This is a genomic window from Dyadobacter sp. (assembly GCF_039919315.1).
Taxonomy (GTDB): Bacteria; Bacteroidota; Bacteroidia; order Cytophagales; family Spirosomataceae; genus Dyadobacter.
In genome coordinates, this window is record NZ_JBDSFX010000027.1 from 14,523 (window position 1) to 38,879 (window position 24,357).

The 24,357-nt window shown below is 44.0% G+C and carries 17 protein-coding genes and 1 tRNA gene; 10 read left to right on the forward strand and 8 right to left on the reverse strand.

Annotated features, from left to right (window positions below):
• Positions 1-7 precede the first annotated feature (7 nt).
• Positions 8-1,057, reverse strand: coding sequence for a UDP-3-O-(3-hydroxymyristoyl)glucosamine N-acyltransferase (gene lpxD / locus ABIO93_RS08040; RefSeq protein WP_348066324.1), 1,050 nt, complete (start codon positions 1,055-1,057; stop codon positions 8-10).
• An 82-nt stretch (positions 1,058-1,139) separates the two neighbouring features.
• Positions 1,140-2,372: an HD domain-containing protein gene (locus tag ABIO93_RS08045; protein ID WP_348066326.1), complete on the reverse strand. Its 1,233-nt coding sequence runs from the start codon at positions 2,370-2,372 to the stop codon at positions 1,140-1,142.
• Between the two features lie 199 nt (positions 2,373-2,571).
• Between ABIO93_RS08045 and ABIO93_RS08050 the strand changes: the two genes are divergently transcribed.
• A tRNA-Ile gene (locus ABIO93_RS08050) sits at positions 2,572-2,645 on the forward strand.
• 70 nt (positions 2,646-2,715) lie between these two features.
• Here the strand turns inward: ABIO93_RS08050 and ABIO93_RS08055 are convergent.
• The 3 genes from ABIO93_RS08055 to ABIO93_RS08065 all read right to left on the reverse strand — a co-directional run bounded on the left by ABIO93_RS08055 (position 2,716) and on the right by ABIO93_RS08065 (position 5,922).
• A complete protein-coding gene (locus tag ABIO93_RS08055) occupies positions 2,716-3,564 on the reverse strand; it encodes a glycosyltransferase family 92 protein (RefSeq protein WP_348066327.1) in 849 nt (282 codons plus the stop codon).
• A gap of 93 nt (positions 3,565-3,657) precedes the next feature.
• On the reverse strand, positions 3,658-5,541 hold the full coding sequence (locus ABIO93_RS08060; protein ID WP_348066329.1) for a M56 family metallopeptidase: 1,884 nt from the start codon (positions 5,539-5,541) through the stop codon (positions 3,658-3,660).
• Positions 5,542-5,559: 18 nt separating this feature from the next.
• Complete coding sequence (locus ABIO93_RS08065) at positions 5,560-5,922, reverse strand: BlaI/MecI/CopY family transcriptional regulator (RefSeq protein ID WP_348066331.1); 363 nt, start codon at positions 5,920-5,922, stop codon at positions 5,560-5,562.
• Between the two features lie 151 nt (positions 5,923-6,073).
• Here ABIO93_RS08065 and ABIO93_RS08070 point away from each other — a divergent pair, with 151 nt between their 5' ends.
• Positions 6,074-7,642, forward strand: a complete 1,569-nt coding sequence (locus ABIO93_RS08070) for a glycoside hydrolase family 43 protein (protein WP_348066333.1) — start codon at positions 6,074-6,076, stop codon at positions 7,640-7,642.
• Between the two features lie 53 nt (positions 7,643-7,695).
• On the opposite strand, the gene ABIO93_RS08075 is transcribed toward ABIO93_RS08070, so the two are convergent.
• Positions 7,696-8,535, reverse strand: coding sequence for an oxidoreductase (locus ABIO93_RS08075; protein ID WP_348066335.1), 840 nt, complete (start codon positions 8,533-8,535; stop codon positions 7,696-7,698).
• Between the two features lie 80 nt (positions 8,536-8,615).
• Positions 8,616-9,557 (reverse strand): helix-turn-helix transcriptional regulator, encoded by a 942-nt coding sequence (locus ABIO93_RS08080; RefSeq protein WP_348066337.1) that lies wholly within the window; start codon positions 9,555-9,557, stop codon positions 8,616-8,618.
• Between the two features lie 133 nt (positions 9,558-9,690).
• On the opposite strand from ABIO93_RS08080, the gene ABIO93_RS08085 reads away from it, so the two are divergent.
• From ABIO93_RS08085 to ABIO93_RS08120, 8 genes are all read left to right on the forward strand, one after another.
• The gene (locus ABIO93_RS08085) at positions 9,691-11,856 is read left to right on the forward strand and encodes a T9SS type A sorting domain-containing protein (protein ID WP_348066339.1); all 2,166 of its coding nucleotides are present in this window, start codon (positions 9,691-9,693) and stop codon (positions 11,854-11,856) included.
• 369 nt (positions 11,857-12,225) lie between these two features.
• Entirely contained in the window at positions 12,226-13,542 is a 1,317-nt protein-coding gene (locus ABIO93_RS08090) for a kelch repeat-containing protein (protein ID WP_348066341.1), read from the forward strand.
• 41 nt (positions 13,543-13,583) lie between these two features.
• On the forward strand, positions 13,584-17,372 hold the full coding sequence (locus ABIO93_RS08095; RefSeq protein ID WP_348066343.1) for a T9SS type A sorting domain-containing protein: 3,789 nt from the start codon (positions 13,584-13,586) through the stop codon (positions 17,370-17,372).
• A 23-nt stretch (positions 17,373-17,395) separates the two neighbouring features.
• Complete coding sequence (locus ABIO93_RS08100; RefSeq protein WP_348066345.1) at positions 17,396-20,596, forward strand: DUF6443 domain-containing protein; 3,201 nt, start codon at positions 17,396-17,398, stop codon at positions 20,594-20,596.
• On the forward strand, positions 20,593-21,021 hold the full coding sequence (locus tag ABIO93_RS08105) for a hypothetical protein (protein ID WP_348066347.1): 429 nt from the start codon (positions 20,593-20,595) through the stop codon (positions 21,019-21,021). The genes ABIO93_RS08100 and ABIO93_RS08105 overlap by 4 nt, the downstream gene beginning before the upstream one ends.
• A gap of 299 nt (positions 21,022-21,320) precedes the next feature.
• A complete protein-coding gene (locus ABIO93_RS08110) occupies positions 21,321-22,409 on the forward strand; it encodes a hypothetical protein (protein ID WP_348066349.1) in 1,089 nt (362 codons plus the stop codon).
• A gap of 226 nt (positions 22,410-22,635) precedes the next feature.
• A complete protein-coding gene (locus tag ABIO93_RS08115; RefSeq protein WP_348066351.1) occupies positions 22,636-23,373 on the forward strand; it encodes a hypothetical protein in 738 nt (245 codons plus the stop codon).
• On the forward strand, positions 23,370-23,693 hold the full coding sequence (locus tag ABIO93_RS08120) for a hypothetical protein (RefSeq protein ID WP_348066353.1): 324 nt from the start codon (positions 23,370-23,372) through the stop codon (positions 23,691-23,693). Before ABIO93_RS08115 ends, ABIO93_RS08120 begins: the two co-directional genes overlap by 4 nt.
• Positions 23,694-23,740: 47 nt before the next feature.
• Here the strand turns inward: ABIO93_RS08120 and ABIO93_RS08125 are convergent, their stop codons facing one another.
• Positions 23,741-24,319, reverse strand: coding sequence for a YdeI/OmpD-associated family protein (locus ABIO93_RS08125; protein ID WP_348066355.1), 579 nt, complete (start codon positions 24,317-24,319; stop codon positions 23,741-23,743).
• Positions 24,320-24,357: the final 38 nt, after the last annotated feature.

The following is a 24,357-nucleotide window of genomic DNA, read 5'->3' on the forward strand; positions in this document are numbered from 1 at the left end:
GTAGCAGTTAATTTTCTTCCTGAAAATCCGATATCTTACTTTTACTTTCCAGTTCTTTCAGTCTTTCCTCTATACCAGGGAGCCGTCTTACCAGGGCCATCGAACGTAAATGTTCGCTCAAATCCCTTGATGGCGAGCCTGAAAGCGAAAGGCCTTCTTTCTTAATGGATTTACCGAGACCACTTTGGGCACCAATTTTGGTATGATTAGCCACAGTAATATGTCCTGTGATGCCTACCTGCCCTGCGATAATGCATTGCTCTCCGATAGTCGTCGAACCCGATATTCCGGACTGCGCTGCAATTACGGTATTTTTTCCAATCTCTACATTATGTGCAATTTGTACCAGATTGTCAATCTTCACCCCTTGCCGGATAATGGTAGATCCCATAGTAGCGCAATCGATGGTAGAATTGGACCCAATGCTTACATCATCTTCTATTACTACATTACCAAGCTGGGGTATCGTCTTGTATGTTCCGTCAGCCTGCGGGGCGAAGCCGAAACCATCGCCGCCAATAACGGTGTTCGCAAAAATAGTACAGTTTTTACCAATGACCGTATTATCATAAATACGTACACCCGGATGAATAACCGAATAATCGCCGATGGTAATGTTGTCGCCCAGATAGGTATTGGGATAAATTTTTACACTTTGTCCGATAGAACAATTTTTACCGATATAGGAGAATGCCCCACGGTAGCAATGCTCTCCCAACTTACTGTTTTCCCCAATAAAACTTGGTTGTTCCACACCGGTTTTCTCTTTAGAGAGGCGTTTTTGGTACTCTTCCAGCAGAATTGTGAAGGCGGTGTAGGCGTTGTCTACATATATAAGGGTAGCCGCAATGTCTTTTTTAGGAGTGAAGTCATGATTAACAATGACTGCGGAAGATAATGTGGTATAAATAAAGGATTCGTATTTACTATTGGCCAAAAAAGAAATACATCCCGGACGCCCTTCTTCTATTTTAGCAGCCGAATTAATCGTAATTTTTTCATCTCCAACAATAGTTCCATCAAGCATTTGAGCAATCTCGCTGACAGTAAATTTCATATTTTTTTGGCTAATTTCGGGTAATTTAATTCGAGTAAGTAGTGCAATTTCTTAAAAAAGCTTTTTCTTGTTATGATCCTGACTAACCACGCAAAGATACATTTTTACCCCAACATACATAGTACTTGCGTACAATCTTAGTCAGTGCTTCAATGGTTGGAATGTCCGACGCGTCCGCAATGTCAAGCAGGCCCCCATTCTTCATTTTCACGCGGATCGGATCCTGTTCTTTTGCATAAGCCCAGTTGGTCGTCTCGCCGCTCACCATAAAGTAGGTTAACTGATTTTCCGCTATTCCATTGTCCAGAAGCTGGTTTCTAAATGGTAAAAGAATTTCCTCTTCCGGAGGAGCATCGTAAAAGCTGATCTTGAACAAGTTCCGGTCGAGCAGCATTTCGCATAGCGTTGAGAGAACAGGATCAGGATGCGACTTCCACCCCTTCACTGATGCCCATACGTCATTATCGTCCAAACCGTTGAAGGCCTGCAACAAATCAGGTTGTGAATCGAAGTCGGAAATGGAATATTGATTTTGCAGAAACCTAGCAAAGTCTGGTGTGGCAAACAGTTTTTCTCCGGCTACGGAAAGCTCGCGGGCGCGGCGCAGAATTTGGGTAAGCATAGCCTGGGCGCTCAGTAACGTCTTATGCAGGTACACCTGCCAGTACATTAGCCTGCGTGCGTGAAGAAAATTCTCAATGCTAAGTAGTCCTTTTTCCTCTACTACCAGCTGGTCCTTGCTGATATCCAACATCTTGATCAACCGGTCAGCCCCTATTGACCCCTCGATAACGCCCGTATAGAAACTATCGCGGTTGAGGTAGTCCATTCTGTCCATATCAAGCTGACTGGAAATCATCTGGTGAAAAAAGCGACGCGGGTAGGTTCCTTCAAACATTTGAATGGCAATGTCCAGCCTACCATTCATCTGACGGTTCAGGTCTTTCATCATCACCAATGTAATAGATTCATGCGCCACGCCGGTCAGCAGCACGCTTTCCAGAACGTGTGAAAAAGGTCCGTGTCCAAGGTCATGCAGCAGAATAGCCGCCTGTGCCGCTTCAAGCTCCGGCTCCCAGATCATGTGCCCTTTTTCCTGCAAAGCTTTCAATGCCTGGCTCATCAGGTGCATCGCGCCAAGTGCATGGTGAAAGCGGGTATGAAGCGCGCCCGGGTACACAATATCCGCAAGCCCAAGTTGTTTGATCCTTCTTAACCGCTGAAAATAAGGGTGATCGACGAGATCATAAAGCAAATCAGAGGATATGGATATAAAGCCGTAGACCGGGTCGTTAATGATTTTCCTTTTATTCAAAGCCTGATTTTTTGCCAAAAGTAATAAACTAGCAACGGACAAAAGAACTTATTCTTGTCAATATCATTTGGAGATTTGCCGCGATTAACTAATTTTGCACTCCAAAGTAGGGCCTATAGCTCATTCGGTTAGAGCAACTGACCGCGCGGCGTCCGCTCATAATCATTAGGTGCCTGGTTCGATTCCAGGAAATAAATAAGGGCCTATAGCTCATTCGGTTAGAGCAACTGACTCATAATCAGTAGGTGCCTGGTTCGATTCCAGGTGGGCCCACAATAGACAAAAAGGACTTAACGGCAACGTTAGGTCCTTTTTTGTTCATTGAAATAGCTATTCTCTGGTGCTATTTAATCCCACCGTTCAGTTTATCAAGGATATTCAAAATCGTAGTATCTTCCACTAAGTTGGATTCAAGATCATGATAATGAAACTCTTCTAACTTTCTCTTGCGCTTAGTATCGCTGATACCTCTCGTCACCTTTTGGTGATATTCTTCCAATGATCGGCAATAGTAATGATTCAGCTGAATTTTATCGACGCTCACATCAGCCGTCTGGCCGTCGATCGGTGTGTAATGTTCATTTACACAAGTATAACCCTGTTTATATTTAAAGCAATGTGACTTGAACGCCGACTGAACAAACCTGGGTTGCACAATGCTTTTGATATGTCTATTGGGAGAAAAACTGACGTCCGAACGCTTTGTGAAATTGGCTAGCTGGCGCCCGTCAGGTTTTTGAATGTGCCCGTTGGATCCGAAAATAAGCCAGGACAGCCCTAATCCTCCAAAACTTTCATAATCCCTCAGAAATTCAGCCAGACTAGCACTGTCCGTCTTTGGTACGATAAATTCGTCCGTGTCAATAAAGCCGATCCAGTTAGAGGTAGCGCCAAATTTGTCCAGACAATGCTGATAAGCCTTGATATGCTTATTTTTCCCTGGCATTTCAATCACCGTCACAGGAGCCCCGCTTGCAAGTGTTTTCATAGTCTCGCGAATCGGCACCGCACTTCCATTGTCGTAAATGAAAAAATGCTCCACACCAATTTTCTGATGGTAGTCGATCCACTCTTCCAGATATTGATTTTCATCTTTTATAATGCAACAAAGTGACAGATAATATGTTTGATGCGTTTTTGGACTTGCAGATGGACGACGAAATATTGAAAACAGATCTTTTATTGAAAACATATCGGGACTTAAATGATGATACTCGCCCCAAATTTATAATTTATTCGTAAGCTGTGTCGATAGTTGTTGATCCATGTTGAACGAAAAGCCATTCTAATAAGATGCCAGTGCTGGCCTCTGATACACTTCGCCTTTCGGCCTGGTTTCAATCCACCATATTTTGTCGCGTTTTTGGTCGTAGTACCTGGCAAGGTTTCCTTTGAAGAGAAACACCCGCTTTATTTCCGATTTCAGTGGTTTGAGGTTGCTCCCTATCCCATAGGTCTGCCGAAAGCCGTCGAGAAAATAGGCATCTTTGTCGAAGGCCGTGGTATCAAATTCATTAACATCCACTACTTCATAGTTATTTTTGATCAGGTAAGCTGGCGGAGCAGTTTTGTGAGTTGGAAAAGTATAGTAGGTCATTTTACTATTGATCGCATCAAACTGCTTGCTGTCACTTCTTACTGAATAAGACTCCTTAATCAACTGACTGTCAAAAGCTTTATTAATTTCTTGGTGCGAAACTTTCTTTCCATCCAGATAAAGTTCAGTTTGCGATTCGTAGCCAACCAGTGTTCCACCCAGATCAAAATACCCGTTTCCAAATTTGGTAAGCATCTCCTTTGGTTTTGGATATGCCTGTTTAAAGGCACGTTTTAAATCATTCTCTACCTTAAAGTCCGCAGTTCTTTTTATCAAATAAGTCTTAATGCTTCCGACGTCGGTTGCTTTACCGTTTGTGAAGAAATCGTCGCCGTCAGCGAAGTACGGAAATTGCCCCACCTCATTCTCCTTTTTTGGATTAAGGAAAAAGATAAAAAAACGACTTTCATTAACCGCATCCCTTTGTAAAACTGAACCCATGCCAAAGGTTTTATATTCCCCTGATCCCTCAATTCCATAATAGACTACCGAATCTTTGTACGCATCCAAGTCAATCCTGTAATGAAAAAAGCCTTCCGCATCACTGTATATGGTGGTTTTAAATTTCGAACCTATATCCAGCTTCAATGGCAGGTTCTCGACCGGCCTTCCCGTTATGGCATCCGATAGCAATCCGGCAACATAAACGAAGTTTTTGTCCTGTGCTTTTTTTCCATCTACCAACGTCTCGATATTATTTCTGCAAGCCATCAACAAAACGCACAGCAATGGCAGCACAAATAAAAACCGTATCAAATGTATCCTCGCCGTCCTCATTTTATTCATCATCACAATCCGCTGTTTCAGTGATGAAAAATTAAACTGGTTGGCGATTCGAAATTCCGGCACGCCTACCACTTTCAGAAGCAGATATTGATACCGCTTCACATCAATTCCATTTTCAAGAACAGCCCTGTCGGCAATGTATTCAAGGTTTTGGCGGATTGCGTGGCGGATTAGCCATGCAAATGGATTATACCAATTCAGGATGCATAAAATCTCGCTAAACAAAATGTCGAAGGTGTGTTTTTGCTTTACATGAACGAACTCGTGCAGGACTATTTCCTTCAAATCATCGTCAGTATGCAATGTGGGGTTGATAAAAATGGCATTACCAAAAGAAAACGGTACGATGTCTTTCGCACTATGATAGATTCTGATGTCCTCGTCAGAAATAAGCTCGGATTCCCGGACCATTTTCAGGTAGGAAGCAAAATGTATCCCCAATCTCGCCAGCAAAACAAGTGACCCGATCAGAAGAATAAAGGGCAATAATGTTAGCCAGTTGAAATCCGACCGTTGCATTGCCGCAGGAACATGGGTAGTAGCCGAATATGCAATGGTAGCAATGGAGGGAACAGCTAAAACCACGCTGCTATTGGCGATTTTGGTTTGCTCAAGCACCTGATCAACATCGATAAATGGAATAGCAAAAGCAAGTGCACTGTACCCGAGCAAGTACCAGCGATTCCAGTTGTAAAAAGTATAGCGGGCTAGTACAAATTGATAAAAGATGCTGATGACGGTCAGGCCTAATGATAACTTGACGATATACTCGATGAATGGAGACATGGCTATGCTGGTTTGAGTCTACTGATCCTTTTTTTCAATCAATCCAATTATTTCTTTCAGTTCATCGGCGGAGATATTGTTCTTCTGCACAAAAAAACTAACCAGTTCTTTGTAAGAATTTTCAAAATAATCCTTCACTACATTTCCCATAAACTTCTGCTTATAAGCCTCTTCCGATATCGCCGGAGCGTACAAATAGGAGTTGCCGATCAGCCGGCTTTGCAGGTATCCCTTCTTTTCAAGGTTTTTGATGGTCGAAGCCAATGTGGTGTAGGGTGGAAACGGTTCTGCCAGCGCCTGCATAAACGATTTGACGTTTCCCTCACCTGTTTTCCAGACTGCCTGCATAGCGTCTTCTTCCTGTTGTGTTAACTTTTCCATAAATCTACGATCTTTTCGTAAATCTACGAATATTTCGTAGAAACGCAAATATTTCTATATTTTTCTTCCAATACCACTGAAAATACCCTCCGCTGGCACCTTATGTTGAAATAAATCCTTTCCTTAGTCGGACGAATCAATCCATGAGAGAATGAAATTTGCATATATCCTTTTTTCGCTGCTACTCTTTTCGATCGGAAACGCTTTTGCCCAGAAGCTGAATTCCGGGCCGGTTGTAACTTATCGCAATCCTGTTATTGCGGGCGATTTTGCTGATCCTTCGATTATTCGGGTAGGAGACACTTATTATGCAGCCGGAACTTCGTCGGAGTGGGGGCCTGCTTACCCTATTTATAGTTCCAAAAATTTGGTGGATTGGGAGTATGTAGGGCCGGTATTTGCAGAGTTGCCTGCCTGGACCATGGGTAGTTTCTGGGCGCCGGAGTTGTTTTTTCGCAATGGTACATTCTACGTTTATTATACTGCCCGACGGAAATCTGATAAGCAATCATTTATCGGAGTGGCCAGTACCAAGGATTTGAAAAAGGGCTTTAAAGACCACGGAGTGATCATTGAATGGACCAAAGAGGCGATCGATGCATTCATCGTGGAGGATAAAGGGAAATTATTCGTCACCTGGAAAGCGTATGGACTGGACAAAGACAGGGGAATCGAGATCCTCGGCGCTGAACTTGCTCCCGACGGATTGAAGGTAATCGGTAAGGAATTCAGTTTGATCAAAGCCGATCCTGCAGGCTGGGAATCTGGTGGGGCGGAAGGGCAGGCTATTTTCAAAAGGGGCAATTACTGGTACATGCTTTATTCCGGCAATGCCTGCTGCGGGGACAAATGTGACTATCAGGTAGGATTCGCAAGAGCTGAAAAATTGCAAGGCCCCTGGACAAAATATACCGGCAATCCGGTCCTTTTTGGGGACGAAACCTGGAAATGCCCCGGACACGGAACGGTCGTGGTGACACCCGATAATCGCTATTTCTATCTGCACCACGCATATAATGGTGTCGATTTCACATTTGGAGGGCGCCAGGGAATTTTGAGCGAACTGGTTTGGGATGAAGCTGCTAAATGGCCGGCTTTCAAGTACGGCAGAACTCCTCCCGCACAGGCCGAGTCACCAATGGGCGCGAGTGCAGTAACCAATTTTGACTTTTTGATCAATTATGAAAAGGACACATTGAAGGCGCCGTGGGTTTATGATGTGAGCTTCCCAAAACCTTCATTTGCAGTAGAAAATGAAGCACTTCAAATCGAAAATGATAACCACATCAGCACGGGTAACTTTATTGGCTTAACCATTAAAAAAGGCAACTACACTTTCACAGCGGATGTGGTTGCTAAAAATGATCTGACACAGAACATCATTGTATACGGCGATGCCAACAATGCACTCGGTTATGGCGTCCGCGACAATCGTATAGAATTGTGGCAGATTAAAGACGGTGTCCACGAAGTCATTAAAAAACAGGACATTCCGGAAAAATATAAGGACATTAAACTCAGGCTACAAAGTCGCTATGGGCGCTTTTACGAATTCAGCTGGGATGTAAAAGGTCAGAAAATTGACTCCCTGGCCAGTTCGGTAAAGATAGAAACGCCCTGGCTGCCGCGCTGGGACAGGGCACCGAGGATTGGAATTAATGTGTCGGGGAATAAGGCCGGTAAAGGTGAGATCAAAGCAATTCAGATGAAATACGACTAGATTTTCATCAAACAGGAGACGAAAATCTCCTGTTTGATGCTCATTTAATATGATTAAAAATCTGTTGAAAATGTAATCTCTTTATTAGCCTCAATGCCGTCAGTCAGCGTTTTGATTTTATAATTGGCATACTGATAAGCATCTGAACCGAGTAGCAGGCGCAATGGAGGCTCGGGTAATTGGGCGGTATTGATCATTACCTCGGCTGCTTTTTGAGGATCGCCCGGCTGGTTACCCGGAATGTCTTCTGCATGCATACGCTTGGTTTCTGCAATTTCAGCATAATCGGCGATCGGGTTGGCTGAGGTCACAATCGATCCGCCACTCAGGAAGTTCGTACGGAAGTAACCTGGTTCAATGATCGTCACATGGATACCAAATGGCTTCACTTCCTGCGCCAATGCTTCTGACAAACCTTCCACTGCGAATTTGGTACCGCAATAAACACCCCAGCCCGCGCCAGCAATCAAGCCGAAAACAGATGAAATGTTGAGGATATGGCCGGATTTCGCGTCGCGCATGTGCGGTAACACAGCTCTCGTCACATTCAGTAATCCAAATACATTGACATCAAAATTAGCCTGTACTTCCTGGTTGGAGGATTCTTCTATTCCGCCAATCAGGCCATAGCCGGCATTATTAACCAGTACATCAATGGTTTTAAATTTCTCAATGGCCTGGCTGACCGCTTTTGCAATGCTTTCTTCATTGATCAGATCCATTTGAAGTGGCAGAAAGTGATTCGACGTTACATTTACTGCAGCTTTAAGTCCGTCGAGATTGCGGGCGGTTGCTACCACATTGTAGCCTTGGGATAGGAGTTTTTGAACCAATACAAGACCTAAACCCTGGGAGGTCCCGGTCACAAACCATGTTTTTCTTTGCGTTTCCATATATCATTAATTTTATGATACAAAGGAAACAGGACTGCGGAAGCTGTTCTTTATTCAAACAACAGGCATATTTGTGAGTTTCAAATATGAATGGCCGAAACGAAAGAATTCCGGAATATGGAAGGCGAAATTTTCTCTTTTCGGTGAAAGAATGTCGTAAAACTGGCCTGCTCTGCAAATCCCAGCGCCCCGCTGATCAACTGAATATCCCAGTCGGTGTGTTTCAGTAAAACCTTTGCTTCGTAAAGCATTCTTTCCTGGATATGTTCCCGGAGTGTTTTCCCAGTCTGGTTTTTCACCAGCGCATTCAGATAATTGGGATGTACATGCAACTGATCTGCAAACCCCGCAGCTGTTTTTGTCTTTACCAGATCTGACGGATTTTGTATCTGAAATGCGGATTCCAGTAATGCCAGAAATCCATGAACGTAGCTGTAACTTTCTGAAACACCCACGTCCGCCAGATTTTTACCAGCCCGTTGTGCTTCCAGAAGAATCAGTTGCAGGTGCAAAAATATCGCCTGTTTCTTGTCTTCATTCGTCCCCTGCTCTTCCCGGAATATCAGTTCGAAATATTGATTGATTTGTGCCGACTGATCATTAATAAGCTGTATTACTGCCTTTTCCGGTTGGAAATAAGGATACGTCCTGAACAGGTTTAGCATGTGTGCCGTGTTATCAAAAAAATTGGGATGGATCAGACAGAAATGTCCCTCCGCATTTGGCCCTTCCGAATGCCACGAGATGATTTCGTCAGGATGTATGAAAGCCATCATTCCGGGGCCCAACAAATATTGATACAAACCAATGGTCAACACGCCCGTGCCCTCGGTCACATGCATGAGTTTGTAAAAATTCCTCCGGTTAGGCGAGATGTAGTCTTTCGCGGGATAATCCTTTCGGTTCTTAATGCTAAAATAGGTTTCCTCAGGCAGGTAAGGCTCTACTTTCAGCAACGGGACCTGAAAATTGGTCTGCTCAAATGCTTCTATTTCAAGACGGGGAATTTTTGACTGCTGCATCTTCAAAAATACAAATTGTTTACTTTCAATAGAGAATACATTCCAATGATGGCAAGAATTTCGGGGGTTACTGCAACGGTCGGCAATGGATTTCTTGTCTATGAGTTGAGCGCCAACCTAAACCAGACCGTTCATGAAACACTATTTACTTCTCACGTTATTAGCAGCGATGATCTGCACGGGCAATCTGTTCGCCCAAGGCAAGAGATACAAACTTGTGCAGGAAGGGAAAGGCGTAAAAGTCATTGAAGATCAACCAGTCAATTCAAACCTTCGAACTTCCGCTCATGACATTACGGTGAATATCACACCCAATACCGCCCGGCCCGAAAGTGCCATTGATATACACATATACTTTGCGCCCTCCGTGAATATTGAATCCGTCGGGCATATGGTTTTGACTGCCAAACCTGCCTGTACAGTGGTTAACTGCAACGACCCATCCATTACATCCAGTTATTTATCTTCAAAAATCATCAATAAGACAGCCCGTACCGTTGATTTTACGATCGGCGGCCTGCTACCTTTTAAGGAATACCTCTTTTGGGGTGCCATCTTCGGTCTGGATGGTGATCGGTGCACGGGTTCGGATCTGGCGTGGATACCTTTCAAAACCGCACCTGCACCTGCTCCCAAACCTGAAAAAATGCTGGTCATCATCAACAAAGAATTCGAGGGTAATGCGCGGCTGAATGCTGCTCTTGACACCTACGAGGATGACATTGCGGCCAGCAATCCGATGCTCACGATTGAAAAATACTATATTCAAGACGATAACCTTCAAAAAGGAACGCTTTACCTGGACATTCGGAGGAAATTCAAGGATGAAAATCTGACCTATCTGTTTTTTCTCGGAGGCAATGCTGCATTAACGGGTTACCGGGTCATGCTTGACAATAACGGACAGCCGGTAAACGCATTCGTCCAATTCACTTTCTCATACTATGCACACCCGTTATACACTACATTCGAATACTACGCGGGTGAAGACCGTTTCAAACTTTTCGATCGTCAGGATTTTTGTGCTACACCTCCTACCGAAGTGAGGCCGGAAGTTTTTCAACAGCAAAATGCAATGGTTTCCATGGGTATGGTACTGCCCGATGTCAATTTTAACACGGAGCAAAAGATTGATTACCTCGTCAATTATTTCAACAAAGTACATGCATTCCGCAGCGGGGACATTTCTTTTGAGAAAAAAGTACTTATTACCGATGGTTTTGTGAGTGAGCAGGAAGTGGTGGATCTGGCGGAAACGAATGGTGCCTGGACTTCCGCGGAAGTGCTGCAATACGGCAGGACAAAGGACCCGGATTACTCGGGAGAAGATCCGGTTTGGAAGAACGATTTTATCAACAAGCTGGGGAATAGATCGTATGAGATTTTTTCCTTGACCTTACACGGCACCTGGAACTATCATTCGTTCGGGATTTACAACCAGGACATTGCCAACTTGCCGCAACTGAATACCAGGCTGATCGATCTGTATTCGTGCAGTGTCGGTGCCTTCAACGGGCCCGATTACCTGGCGGGACGGTACCTCGGCAAGGGTAATGTACTGAACGTGCATGCATTTAGTGAAAACCTGGGCGTATTTACTGAAACTGGAAAGAGCGGTTTGAAGCAGTTATACAATGAAGGCGGCCCATATAAATACTTGTCCCAGGGATTCAATATCAGCAATTCTTACCGATATGCGCATTCTTACCAGGAATCCGAGCTGATCCTGGGAGACCCACTGCTAAAATTGCGCGCTGAATCCTCCTTGCCCGTAACGCTGGAAGTTTTCAATGCCCAAAAACAGGAAACACAGTCCTGGCTAACCTGGACAACCTCCGAAGAAATTAACAGTGATTGCTTTGATATCCAGCATAGTAGCACCGGTAAACAATGGGAGAAAATTGGCACTGTGATGACCAATGGAAGCAAACCCGGCAGCCATTCCTACGAATTCATCCACCATTCACCGGTACCTGGACAAAACCTTTATCGGTTAAAAATGATCGATACCGACGGAACATTCTCATATTCCAAAATAGAAAATGTATCCTTCCCAAGCGAAAAACTGATGTCAATTTTCCCAAATCCGGTGGCTGACAAACTGTATTTGCCAGCTTCCAAACTGCCCAATGTAAAATCCGTGAGCATTCTGAACTCGCTGGGACAGTCTATCCGGAAATTCACCAACATATCATCCGACGGTTTGAACCTAACTGGCTTGCAAACCGGAATTTACATGGTACGTGTTGAAATGACCAATGGTAAAATGGTCACTGAGAAAATCATTAAGTCGAAATGAGGTTGATTAGGGTTTTTAATTGATTGCTCCATATTCCTGTCGGAAGCTGTTCAGCCTAGCGATCCGCCTTCTTAGTTTTCATAGTATTTTGTTTGCGACCTATGTATTTAACTTTAACTTGCCGCTAGTTAGTTTATTTAAGTCTTCCGTTCCAATCTGAAAAACACTTCCGCAGGATTATCCCTGGCAGAAACGATCTTCCAAAGTGAAGATCCATTACTCAATCTCACTTCCTTCATTACCTCAGCCTAACCTCAGTTCAGGTCTGCTGGAATTGTCGTGCTTTAAGCATGCTATTGCGGTTCTACAGTTCATTTTTTAACCCTCAGATCAAAGGTTTGGGCCTGCCGATCTGTTAACCACAAGTGTATGAAGAGAAGATTACAGTATTTGATCTTTCCGTTTTTACTGGCTACCATAGGGGTACGCTCCCAGGAGCGGCAATGGGAAACGGTCCCATCACAACTTGACAAGCAAAGTCAACTTAAGACAAACGAGGATCCGGAATATAACTATGGATCTAGGACCCTGCCTTCTCCAAGGGCCGAGGCGGTTACATGGTCTGATCCCAAGGGTTGCCTTTATATTTTTGGCGGCATCGGCCTGGATGAAAATAAGCAATGGGGCATCTTTCGCGACATGTGGAGATATGATCCTGTCGATAACAATTGGAAATTAATTTCAGGAGACCGAAACAGTGTTATCATCAATGGCAACGAACCTGCCGACAAACCTTCTCCTCGAAGAGATGGATCAACCTGGGTTGATCCGGATGGGAATCTTTGGCTCTACGGGGGAAGGTATCTCGCAGATCTTTACCATCTGGATGATATGTGGAAGTTTGATATCAAGACCAGCAATTGGACAAAGGTGTCTGGCAAAGCATTATTCAACCAATTGGAAATTCGGGGCGACAAGAAATCCCCAACCGCCGAAAACTATCCGGGAAGCCGGTCTAAAGCCAGCTCGTGGACAGATAAGAATGGAAATCTCTGGCTTTTTGGAGGTATCGCTTATAAGCCAGAGACAGAAGGTAAAAATGATTATTTCTCCGACTTGTGGATGTTTGAAACTTCATCCAATCGATGGCAATGGGTCTCAGGGGCAAGTAAACCAAACCTGCCAATTGGCTACGACAAGAAAAATCCGAGCTCAAAGGACAATTCCCCGACCCCAAGAGCGAGTTCTGCCACCTGGTACGACCAGGAGAAAAACCAGTTATGGCTCTATGGAGGAATGGGTTACGACAGTTCTGCAAATGATTTAGGTGCCTTGTCCGATCTTTGGTTTTACGATATAGCCACGGACATCTGGAAGAGGCAAATGGGGGAAAGTGAACTGAATAAAGCACTAACATTATCGTCCGCAGGGCCGGAGCATGCACACAACCATCCCGGTTACAGGGTTTCAGCCCTGACCTGGACAGGTAAAAATGGCGACCTTTTTCTTGCGGCCGGTCAAAGTTCCTTTAGCCATAAGATGATCTACATTGAAAAGAATGTTTGGATCTATTCCCTCAAATCGGGGTATTGGCGAATTCTTCCACAAAACGACATTTCTGTGATCGGTTCCGGCTCGTCGTTTTCAGACAAGGAAAATAACCTTTACATGTTTGGTGGTAAAGAGTTTGACCGGGCGACGCTACAGTCCAGGCCTTCGAACTCAGTCCGAAAAATAAAGCTGTAACGACCATTCTCTACAATCACATAATCAAAACAATTATCCTCATGAAGCAAATCCTACTGATTTGTCTGGGATTGGTGTTCCAAACGAGCATCATTCTTGCCCAGCCAAAAGGAGAAAAGCTGGTTTTCCCCTCACCACAAGCAGCGCAGCTTAGCAAATTCGGCGGCCATAATATTAATCATAGCACTGGTACACCCAATATTAGTATTCCTATTTACACGGCAACAGAGGGAAGCATTCAGATACCCGTATCCTTGTCTTATCACTATACCGGCTTCAAAGCGGATGATATGCCGGCATGGTGCGGCCGCGGATGGTCATTGGCTGCCACCGGTCAGATAACACGGGTAGTTAAAGGCAGAAGGGACGAATTAAACAATGTGGGGTACCTGGCCAAGGCAATGGCCATTAAAAACATGGTAGACGATCTGAGCCCTGACTTTGCAAAATTCAAGGCCCTTAATGTAGTTGAGAATCTGAATGATAACTATCCCGATCAGTTCTCATTTGAGTTTATGGGTTACTCCGGGAAGTTTGTTTTTGATGAGAATGGCATACCACAGGTGCTTTCCGATCAAAGGATTAAAATAACGCCTTTCATCGGGACCGAAACTGTCTATAATGATCTGCAATCCATCATTAAGTGGATCATTACCACCGAAGATGGCACCAAATATACGTTTCAGAATTATGAGCTTTCCGCGGGAATCGATTCTGGAAATACGTGGGATACCACGGCATGGTACCTATCGGAAATTGTCAGCGCAAAAGGCGACCGCGTCACGCTCGAGTACTCCAGCATCAGCACAGTCAAGAAAAGGCTTCAATTGGGGCGGACAGAAAAAATGGGTTTTTATGATGTCGGTGCTGGCGAAGGCAGTACGCACACCTTTAATTTCAATACCAATACTTCCCACGAGATCTACCTTCAGAAGATTAAAGGAAGCCTTTGGGAAATCAATTTCAATTCTGCCGAATTCACCAAAACCCTGTCGAACAACCAGGTTTCGACGATCCGTAAATTAAATACTATCCAGGTAGTCAGCACTTTACCTAATCCAATCCAGGTCAAACAATTCACATTTGCATATGATGCCAATATGCAGCTTTTGACTTTTGGCGAAGATGGGCTGCCGCCATATGAGATGTTTTATAATGGAGTTATCCCTCCCGGCATCGACGGTTACACCACTCAGGTAGATTATTTTGGCTATTACAATGGCCAGGATAACCCATCTCTCATTCCCGGTATAGCTGTCGTGGATTTGGAACCAAGGACAGCATTGACCAAAATAGGTGCGCTCGAAAAATTAGTATACCCTACAAAAGGATATACCACAATTGACTACCAACAGAATGAGTATAGCTATTCGCAGGATGTGGTGATCAGTAAAGCGAAAACGGTGGTGGAGGACTACAATTATTACTGGAATCGCACAGCCGCCGGACCTGATGGAATAACAAAGGGGCCAAACCCGGTATTAATTCTTACTGCCCCAACAAGAGTGGATATGAAGGTTTATGCATTGCCGGGCTCTAATGTGAATTGTACCGATCTGAATGATGATGGTTGGATCAGTGTCACGTTGAACGCAGGCACTTATACCGGTGAAAACTTATTTGCTGCCAATGCCTACAGCCCATGTAATCTCACGATGGGCGATGTTGGTTTCCAGCTTTCTCTTTATGTGAAAGCCTTCAAAAAAACCACTGCAAATACCGTAAGCTATGGAGGGGTCAGAGTAGCTTCTATGAAAGATTACCCGGCTGTTGACGGTACGCCTATAACCAGAAGTTTCACTTATAAAGACGCTGCAAATGCCAGCCTATCCAGTGGAGTAATAGCCCAGGAATCTGTTTACGAATTGGATGTAAGCGTTGCCGTCGGTGGCATCAACATGGTCTACTCTTCCGCTCCCTTCAATCCCGTGAGCCTGATCCCCCTTTACTATAAGGATGTAAAAGAGACAACATCTGATTTCGTAAAAGATTACTCCTTCACTTCGCATCAGGATAGGGTCGACAAAAAGGGTAAATGGGCTTTTAACACTTACAAAGATATTAGCAACGGGTCGGGAACGATGCTTTTTGACAACACCCCATATCAAGAAATGGGTAACTTACAGAGCTATGATTTCATGCGGACTTTCCCCAAGAAAATAGTCACTAAAGACTTGAATGGAAATATTAAGCAAGATATCACCTATCTATACGACGGCTATAGTTTTGAACGCATCAAAGTCGCCGCTCTGCATCATGAATTTGTCACTTCATACACATTACCAATTGTGGATGACCCTGGACAAATCACTTATGGCCTTTATTATACAAAGGGACTTTACATTATTGGAGGGTGGCCCCGCAAGATTTCCGAAACAGTGGTCGATTACGGATTAAATGGCGCCGGTCCGGTAAGCACTACCACTACTTATGAATACGGCAACACCGACCATTTGCAGCTGACCAAAAAGCGGGTAACCCAAAGTAACGGCACAATTGAGGAAGGCAATTTCAAATATCCGCTTGATTTCAAAAATACGCCTGGCAAAGCGGCTTTCATTCAATCCATGATCACTGCCAATATGGTTAGTTATCCTTTGGAGCAAACGACCATATTAGAAAAGTCAGCAGCCGACCGCAAAGTGATTGATGCCACGGTAACGACTTATAAATCCGTACCTGGCAATGCCAATGTTGCGTCTTTACTGATGCCATATAAGAAATTTAAATTCAAAGGCCTGAACGGTTCCATTGGGGCTTTTGCAGCCTATGGCGGGACAACGGATGAAACAGCTTCGGCTTCGTACCGTGAGGCTGTGAAATATTCCAACTACGATACACAGGGAAACCCACTCAGTTTATTGCTCAACAATGGCGACAACCTTTCGTACCTCTGGGCTTACAAAGGCCAACATCCTGTGGCTGAAATACCCAATGCCGACAATGCTGCTGTGGCCACTGCACTGAGCGGAACATCCTTTCAGCAAATGGCAGACATGACAGATCCTTCTACCATAAAAACAAAACTGGACGCTGTTCGCAATGCCCTGCCTGGCTCATTGACTACTTCTTACATCTATGCACCACTGGTAGGGTTCAACCGAATCATCGACCCGGCAGGTAAAAACCTTGTGTACGAATACGACGCATTAGAAAGATTAAAGGCTATCAAGGACAACTTTGGAAACACCCGGTCATCCTACTGCTATAATTACGCAGGCCAGGTGATTGACTGCGAGCTGATCTCTGCAACAGGGTCAGTAGTTCCGCCTGCACTGTTTCTAATCTCAGAGGAGGGTGCCCTTCCGGTCACGCTTGTCACCTTCAATGCTGTCAAGGAAGGCAATACAGCCTTGTTAATGTGGAACACAACCGAGGAAACAAACAGCGAGCGCTTTGACATAGAGCACAGTACAAATGGTAAGGCTTGGGTCAGGATCGGCAGCATCGAAGCTCAGGGTGAAAGTACGGGTATGGTATATTATTCTTTCCGGGATGGCAGTCCTGCTCCGGGTGAAAATTTATACCGTTTAAAAATGGTTGATCGCGATGGCAGCTACGCCCACAGTAAAATCAAGGTCCTGATTTTTGATGACGAAACGCTACTGTTCCCCAACCCAATTCTTGCAGGCCAACAGCTCCATCTGGAATCTTCAGAGCTACAAAAAATCAGCCATTTGAAAGTTTATGATGTTCGGGGCAAACTGGTACACAAGTTTGAAAAACCAGGCCTCCAAATCGATTTAGGCCATCTTTCGGCTGGTGCATACATCATTCAACTTACTGGTACCAATGGGTCTGTCACAACGCACCGCATCATAAAACAATAATTCACACACTTATTTCCAGCTCTATGAAACATTATATCATTTATATGTTGCTGTTGGTTAGTTCACTTCGTTCATATGCCCAAACAGCCAGTCAGAATTTTATCCTTTCAAGAACTTTCAAACAAACCGGCGCACCGGTCAATGATGTTAGTAAGGTGAACATTCAAGTGCAGTACCTGGATGGATTAGGCAGACCGTCGCAAACTGTTTCTGTTGGTCAGAGTACGGCTGGTAGCGATCTCATTATTCCGGTCGAATATGATTCGTACGGACGCCAGCCAAGGAGCTATCTGCCTTATGCTGGGGGTGCAAACGGCACTTTCCAAGCCAATGCTGCCTCTGCGGCTGCAAGCTGGTATTTAGCTAATTCAGCAGGGTTACAAGCAACACCAACGCCCAACGACAATCTTACCAGGCCTTACACTGAGACCGTTTTTGAGGCTTCCCCGGCAAACCGTGCGCTAAGTTTAATGGGGCCGGGCACGAGGAGCCGATCATCTAATTTCAGTTACACGGCCAATTCTGGCTCGGAAGTAAAGCTTTATACATACACAACCAATGCCGATATATTCCAAACCATATCATCGGGCGGTAACTACGCATCCGGAACATTGTATCGCAGGCAAACCCTGGATGATCAGAACTATGAAAGCATTGAATTTACCGACATCAAGGGCCGTCTGATTTGTAAAAAAGTGATTGCATCCGGAAATGAAACGTTGGCCACCTATTATGTCTTTGATGATTTTGGTCTTCTCAGGGCTGTTTTGCAACCGCAGTACCAGCAAGATCCGAGTGCGAGCAATTACGCCTTTCTTTATGATTATGATGAGCATGGCCGTGTGATCAGCAAGTATGTCCCGGGTGGTGGAAAAACCGATTTGGTTTATGACATATTCGACCGTCAGGTAATGTCACAGGATGCCAATCAGTTTGCACGAGGGGTTTGGGGATTTACTAAATACGATGCTTTTAACCGTCCGGTCATGGCCGGAGAAGTCACTTCCGCGTCAAGTCGCTCCAATCATCAGTCCGCATTCAATGGCAGTTTGTCCCACCATGAAGACAAATCAGGTGCTGGCGTTGGCTATACATTGGGGAACACATTGCCTGCCGTGGCAGAAACCAATCTGTTGAAAGTAATTTACTTTGATGATTACACTTTCCCTGGTAGCCAGAGTTATGTCAATGTTTTAGCCGTAGCCAACAATGGCGCGGTGAAAGGGCAACAAACCGGAAGCCGGGCAAGGATGCTGAACCAGGGAGCACAATGGCTGGTCAGCACGATACATTATGATACAGAATACCGTCCAATTCAAACACTACGGCAATTGTATGATCTGGGAGCCACGGCCATTGAACGTATCTCCACTAAATACAAGTACGATTTGGCAGCTGTTGTAGACCATGAGAAAACCGAACACCTGCTTACCGGAGCAGTAACAAACAGTGTACTTAAGACCTTCGCTTATGATCATGCGGACAGACTATTAAATGTCAAAGAACTGGTAGTCGTTGGTAATAAGACCAAAGAGGCCTATACGGTAGCGCAACGTTATAATATTCTGGGCCAACTCAAATCCAAATATCTTCATGGCTATGCCGGTGATCCGACCAAATTTCGTAGGAGGACCGATTATGTGAATAACATGCGCGGCTGGGTAACCGAGGCCTGGACTTTTTACAAAAAAGGGGCGAACGATACGCCATTCTACGGATTTGCGCTCAATTACAACAACGTGCTCTATAACCCGCAGTATTCCTCTGGCAACATCTCGTCCATGCTGTGGAGTGGCCCGGATGAAAACACAATGACGAAGGGCTTATCTTTTACTTATGATGGAGCCAGCCGCCTGAAAAGCTCCACCGGGCTTGGTGGTTATCTCGACGTAGAAAACGGGATCAGTTACGATTTCAATGGCAACATCAAAAATCTGGTCAGGGCTGGTTCAGCGGTTGATAATCTTACTTATACCTACGCCGGTAATCGGCTTTCGGCGGTCAATGATGCTTCCGGTAATGCAAAGGGAATGAAAGCGGGCAGCAGTTCCTTCACCTACGATGCAAATGGAAACATTACCAGCGATGGCAATAATGGGGCGGTGCTGACTTATAATTACCTGAATCTACCAAAGACGGTTACAATTGGTGCCAACGCTTTTACCTACGACTATGATGCCGCCGGCACCAAGCACAAATATGCAGGCGATACGCTGACTTTCAAATATGCAGGCCTTTTCGAATACAATGCAGCCAACACATTCAAAAGGTTAGCCACAAGCGAGGGGCAGGCAGTAATTGGAAAAGGTGACACTCTTCGATTCGAATATTATCTTAAAGATCATTTAGGTAATGTGCGGGTAGTCTTTGATGAGAGCGGGAAAACAGTGCAGCGGACGGATTATTATCCTTTTGGGTTGGAGATTGACAAAAACAACCCAATACAACCTCATAATACCAGAAACGGCATAAATAGGTACACATTCTTAGGCCGTGAAAAACAAATCGGGGCCGGGTATATGGACCTCAAAAGGAGATTTTACGACCCGCTGACTGGTCGCTTTACTGCTGTCGACCCCGTTACAAAAAGTCAGGAGCAATTAAGCGTCTATCAGTATGGTTGGAATAATCCGATCAGATATTCTGATCAGAACGGGGATTGCCCTATCTGTGATGACTTCAAAAAACTATTTGGCGGCGCTAAAAAATATCTTTCAAAAAATATAAGCATATATGGAAAAAGCAGTGTTGAAGTTACAGGGGGGTCAAGAGTAGCCCTGAAAATCGGCGAAGGAGTTGGCGGAGACATGAACGCCGGTTCTACGAGATTGGTAAAGGGAGAAGCTTCATATGATACTAAAGAAAAAGCAAAGGCCAGCTTAGATTATATTTCTAAGCCAGATGAAAAAGGTAGAAAGACTATGACAGTTTCTCACGGTGTCGATTATGCGGCAGGTGTAGGCGGTGGTGCTAAAGTGGAGTATCAACTGAATTCCAGTGGCAGAGCCTCAGGTGAAGGAAGTTCAGAGGTTCAAGTTGCAGCGGCATTGCCATTGCCAACTCTTGCAATTTATGGTAAATACGAAACAGATAAACTTACCGGACAATCGTCTGTTCAAGTTGGTGTCAATTCATCATATAAAGGTGGTGCTGGTGTGGTAGTAGATGCAAACTTTTTCGATCTTGGAATTAAATTTAGAATACCACAAAGTAAAGAACCATGAAATACAAATATATAAGTACCAAAGGCTCCGCTTTGCAAATGAGATTGATTATTTGCTTCCTAGCTATTTTCGGCCTGGGACTGGCAACTTCCTATTTTTGGGATGATGAGAAATATGTAGTAAAACTTTTTCTCGGATCAATAGTTTTATTAACCACGTATCCTTTATCTCGCTTTTCAACGGTAAAATATAATTCCAGCGAAATAGTAATTCAGAGCATCATGGGAGAAACACACTATTCAAAGAATGAACTGTTGACGATAAGACCCCTAAGGCCATACCTGAATTTATATAAAATAGTTTTTAATGATAAAAAGTCGTATGTTTTCGGTTTACCGTCTTCAAGAATTTTTCTTACAAATTTCGCAAACGAAGATGCTGCTGAAATGGAAAAAGAACTATTGGAAACGAAATCTAGTTCCTAATTCTATTTTTAAATTGCTCTTATTATTAAAAGTCATCGAACATAGGAAATGGGCTAACTTATAATTCGATTTCTTATGCTGACAGCTCTCTGTGAACTTTAAGGATCGCTAAAACCAAAACCCTCCTGTAAACAAATCCATTTGCAGAAGGGTACCCAACTCAACTCCCCTAATTACTTCCGGTTCAAAATGAAATTAAATATGCAAATATTTAACACAGAAAATCTATGTATTTGTATCAACTAAAAAACAATAAATTAACTATGAAACTTGTGTGCACACTTACATTTTGGATTACAATGATGGTTCATCTCAATGCACTCTCGCAAATTAAATTTGAAAAAGGATACATTATTGACAATCACGATGAAAAAATAACATGCTATATTAAAAATAACGATTGGGAAAATAATCCGGATACATTTCAATACAGGTTCGGCATGAGCGGTGAGCTGTTGCTCGGCACTTTATCCGAAATAAAGGAGTTTGGGATTGACAGTGGCGCCACATTCATCGCGGCCGATGTTCCAATAGATTATGCTATTGCAGATCTGAAACCCACGAGCGCTGACAAAAATCCGGTTTGGGTTCAGCAAAGGCTGTTCCTGAGAGTAGTCGTAAATGGACTAGCCTCTTTGTATGAATATAAAAGGAATCAGTTTACGCAATTTTACCTCCGCCGGGCCAGTGGAGATATCATCCCGTTGATCCATAAAAACTATTTGGGTGAACAAGGAAAAGTTGAAACCAACCTCGCATACAGGCAGCAATTGTGGAATGAACTGAGCTGCAAGTCATTGGGACGGGAGTATATAGCCCGTCTCAGATACAAAAAGGAAGATCTGACCATGTGTTTTCTTAAATACAGTGCCTGCAAAGACTCCTCATTCGTGCTTCATCCCTCCACAAAGCGGACGGGTCAGTTCAATATGATGCTTCATGTCGGCATCGATTATACACGTTACAAACCGTATGTGGGTATACCTATTGGCATGAACCATTCTTTAAAGCACAATTTAACATTTCGGTTCGGAGCAGGATTAGAATATATCGCACCATTCAATAAGGGAAAATGGGCTTTGTTATTGGAACCCACATACCAACATTATAAAGTGAAATCTTCGAGTGCAAGTGTACCGAATAAACCAATCTTCTGGGCTATTGAAGCACCGATTGGGATCAGGTATTATCTGTTTCTGAATGATAACTTGAAAGGTTTCCTCAATGTACATTACGTCGCAAAAATCTACGCCCGGCAATTCAAAGCAGATTGGTTTGGGACTGATCACATTTATCTTGGCAATAATCTTGCCATAGGTAGTGGCATTACCAAAAACATATTCTCTGCCGAATTCCGATACACCGCGGACAGAAAGGTATTTGTCTAGTTGGCGCTGCGCAGCTTCAACGCCTCAAAGTATTCACTTATATTAAGCCGTAAGCTATTGAGCAAAACTCGCCATTTACCTCGCTCCGAGTGATAAAAGGTATCATCTGACACAACAATCAAACTAAATTATTTTCATGTCCGCTATGCATTTATTTAAACTTGTAACCGCACTATTCATCACTCAATTAATCGTTTGCAATACATCTTTTTCTCAAAGCAAACTAATGGAAGGTTACATCATAACCATGGAAAAGGATACCGTCAAAGGCTTCATCAGGCACGAAGGTTGGACAGAGAGTCCCGTCAACATTCAGTTTAAAACAAAAGAGAATGACCTGGAAGAGAAATTTTCAGTTTACGAGATCAATGAGTTCTTCATTTTAGGAACTGGTGAGCTTTACAAGAGTAAAAAGATAGGAGTTCTAAATATCACGCTGGATCAAATTTACTCCACTGCTCCTTCTCTCCTGGCAAAAGATTCCATTCAGATTTTTCTGCAAGAAATTGTAAGTGGTAAGATGGCCAGGTTATATGAGTTTGTTAATACAGCCGAAGAATCACATTTCTTTGTTGAGAAGGAAGACAAATTGATCGAGTTGTACAATTACCCGTTCAACAAAGAAGTCGATGGAAAAAAATATCTGCTGGTATATGATGAATACAAACGGCAGCTCGCGGAACTGACCCGAGACGCCGAAAAATTCGGCAGTGCTATACCCGGCTACCTCGAAAAGCCATTAAAACGTTATATCGAAAACTACAACCAGTATTTCTCGGGCAAAAACAGCGTTTCTCCCGTTACCGACAATGGATTAACGTTCGATCTGGATCTTAATGCAGGTTTGGAAAATTGGCATGAGCTTCCCCTTGACGTATCGCAAAAATTAACGTATGGTGTTGGCGTTAGGATGAACCTTCCAAGAAGGTTTCGAAACCGCTTTTTCAAGGTGGGTTGTTTATGACTCCCAATGTGGTTATTCCATACTCGCAGATAAACTCTGAAAAAGTGACTTTGAAAACGTTCGAAATTGGCGCTGGCAGCTACATTGGCTTTGGCAAAATACGCCCTTATTTAGGGTTCCATTACAGTGGAGTTTTTGGCAATTATAGATCGACTTTCATCGGAGCTCAGGGAGGAATAAGCTATAACAGGCTCATCAACATTGAAATAGGCCATTTTGCAAACTTCTACTCCGTTTTTTCAGAGACGGGTTTCTTCAGGGCATCCCGGATTAGCATTCACTATATGCTCAATTTAAGCAAGCTTTTCAAACGAGGTTAAAGTGTCGGCCAACCTATCAGTGTTTGAAAAATCATGCGCGGAGGTGTCTACACCTTCGCGCGCTGGTTATGAGCAGCCATTTCAACGGTTTGAATGATCCGCTGCTCACGGGTTTCAGGTCTTTTGGCACTCGAAATCCAGTCTAGAATTTGCCTTTTTGCCGATTTAGGAAATGCCTGAAAGTGTTTTTCTGCGACCTCATTCCTGGTAAGCAGTTTTTGCAGGTCGTCGGGTACCACGCCGTTCTCTGCATCAACCAGCGCGTCCCAGGTCCCGGTTTTTTTGGCAAGATCAATGGTTGCCTGCCCAGCCGGGGTCATCAATCCCTCCGCCGTCATTCTATCGACCCGCTCTTTGTTAACGCTGCTCCATTTGCCTTTCGCTTTTCTTGGCGTAAACATCAGGTAGCTGCTATCCTCGTCGCGTTTCAATGATTTGGAGTCGATCCACCCAAAACAAAGCGCCTCTTCAATGGATTCGGGATAATAAACACTGGTTTTACTACTCTTCTTGTGATATATGATCAACCAGACAGCCTTCTCTGTCCGACCATTTTTTTCCAGCCAGTCACGCCATTCCACACGGGTTTCGGCATAAAGCGCCGGAATATCGTTTTTCGTTTCCATCGTTTTCAGCTAGCTTTTAGTTTTGAATGATCATCTTT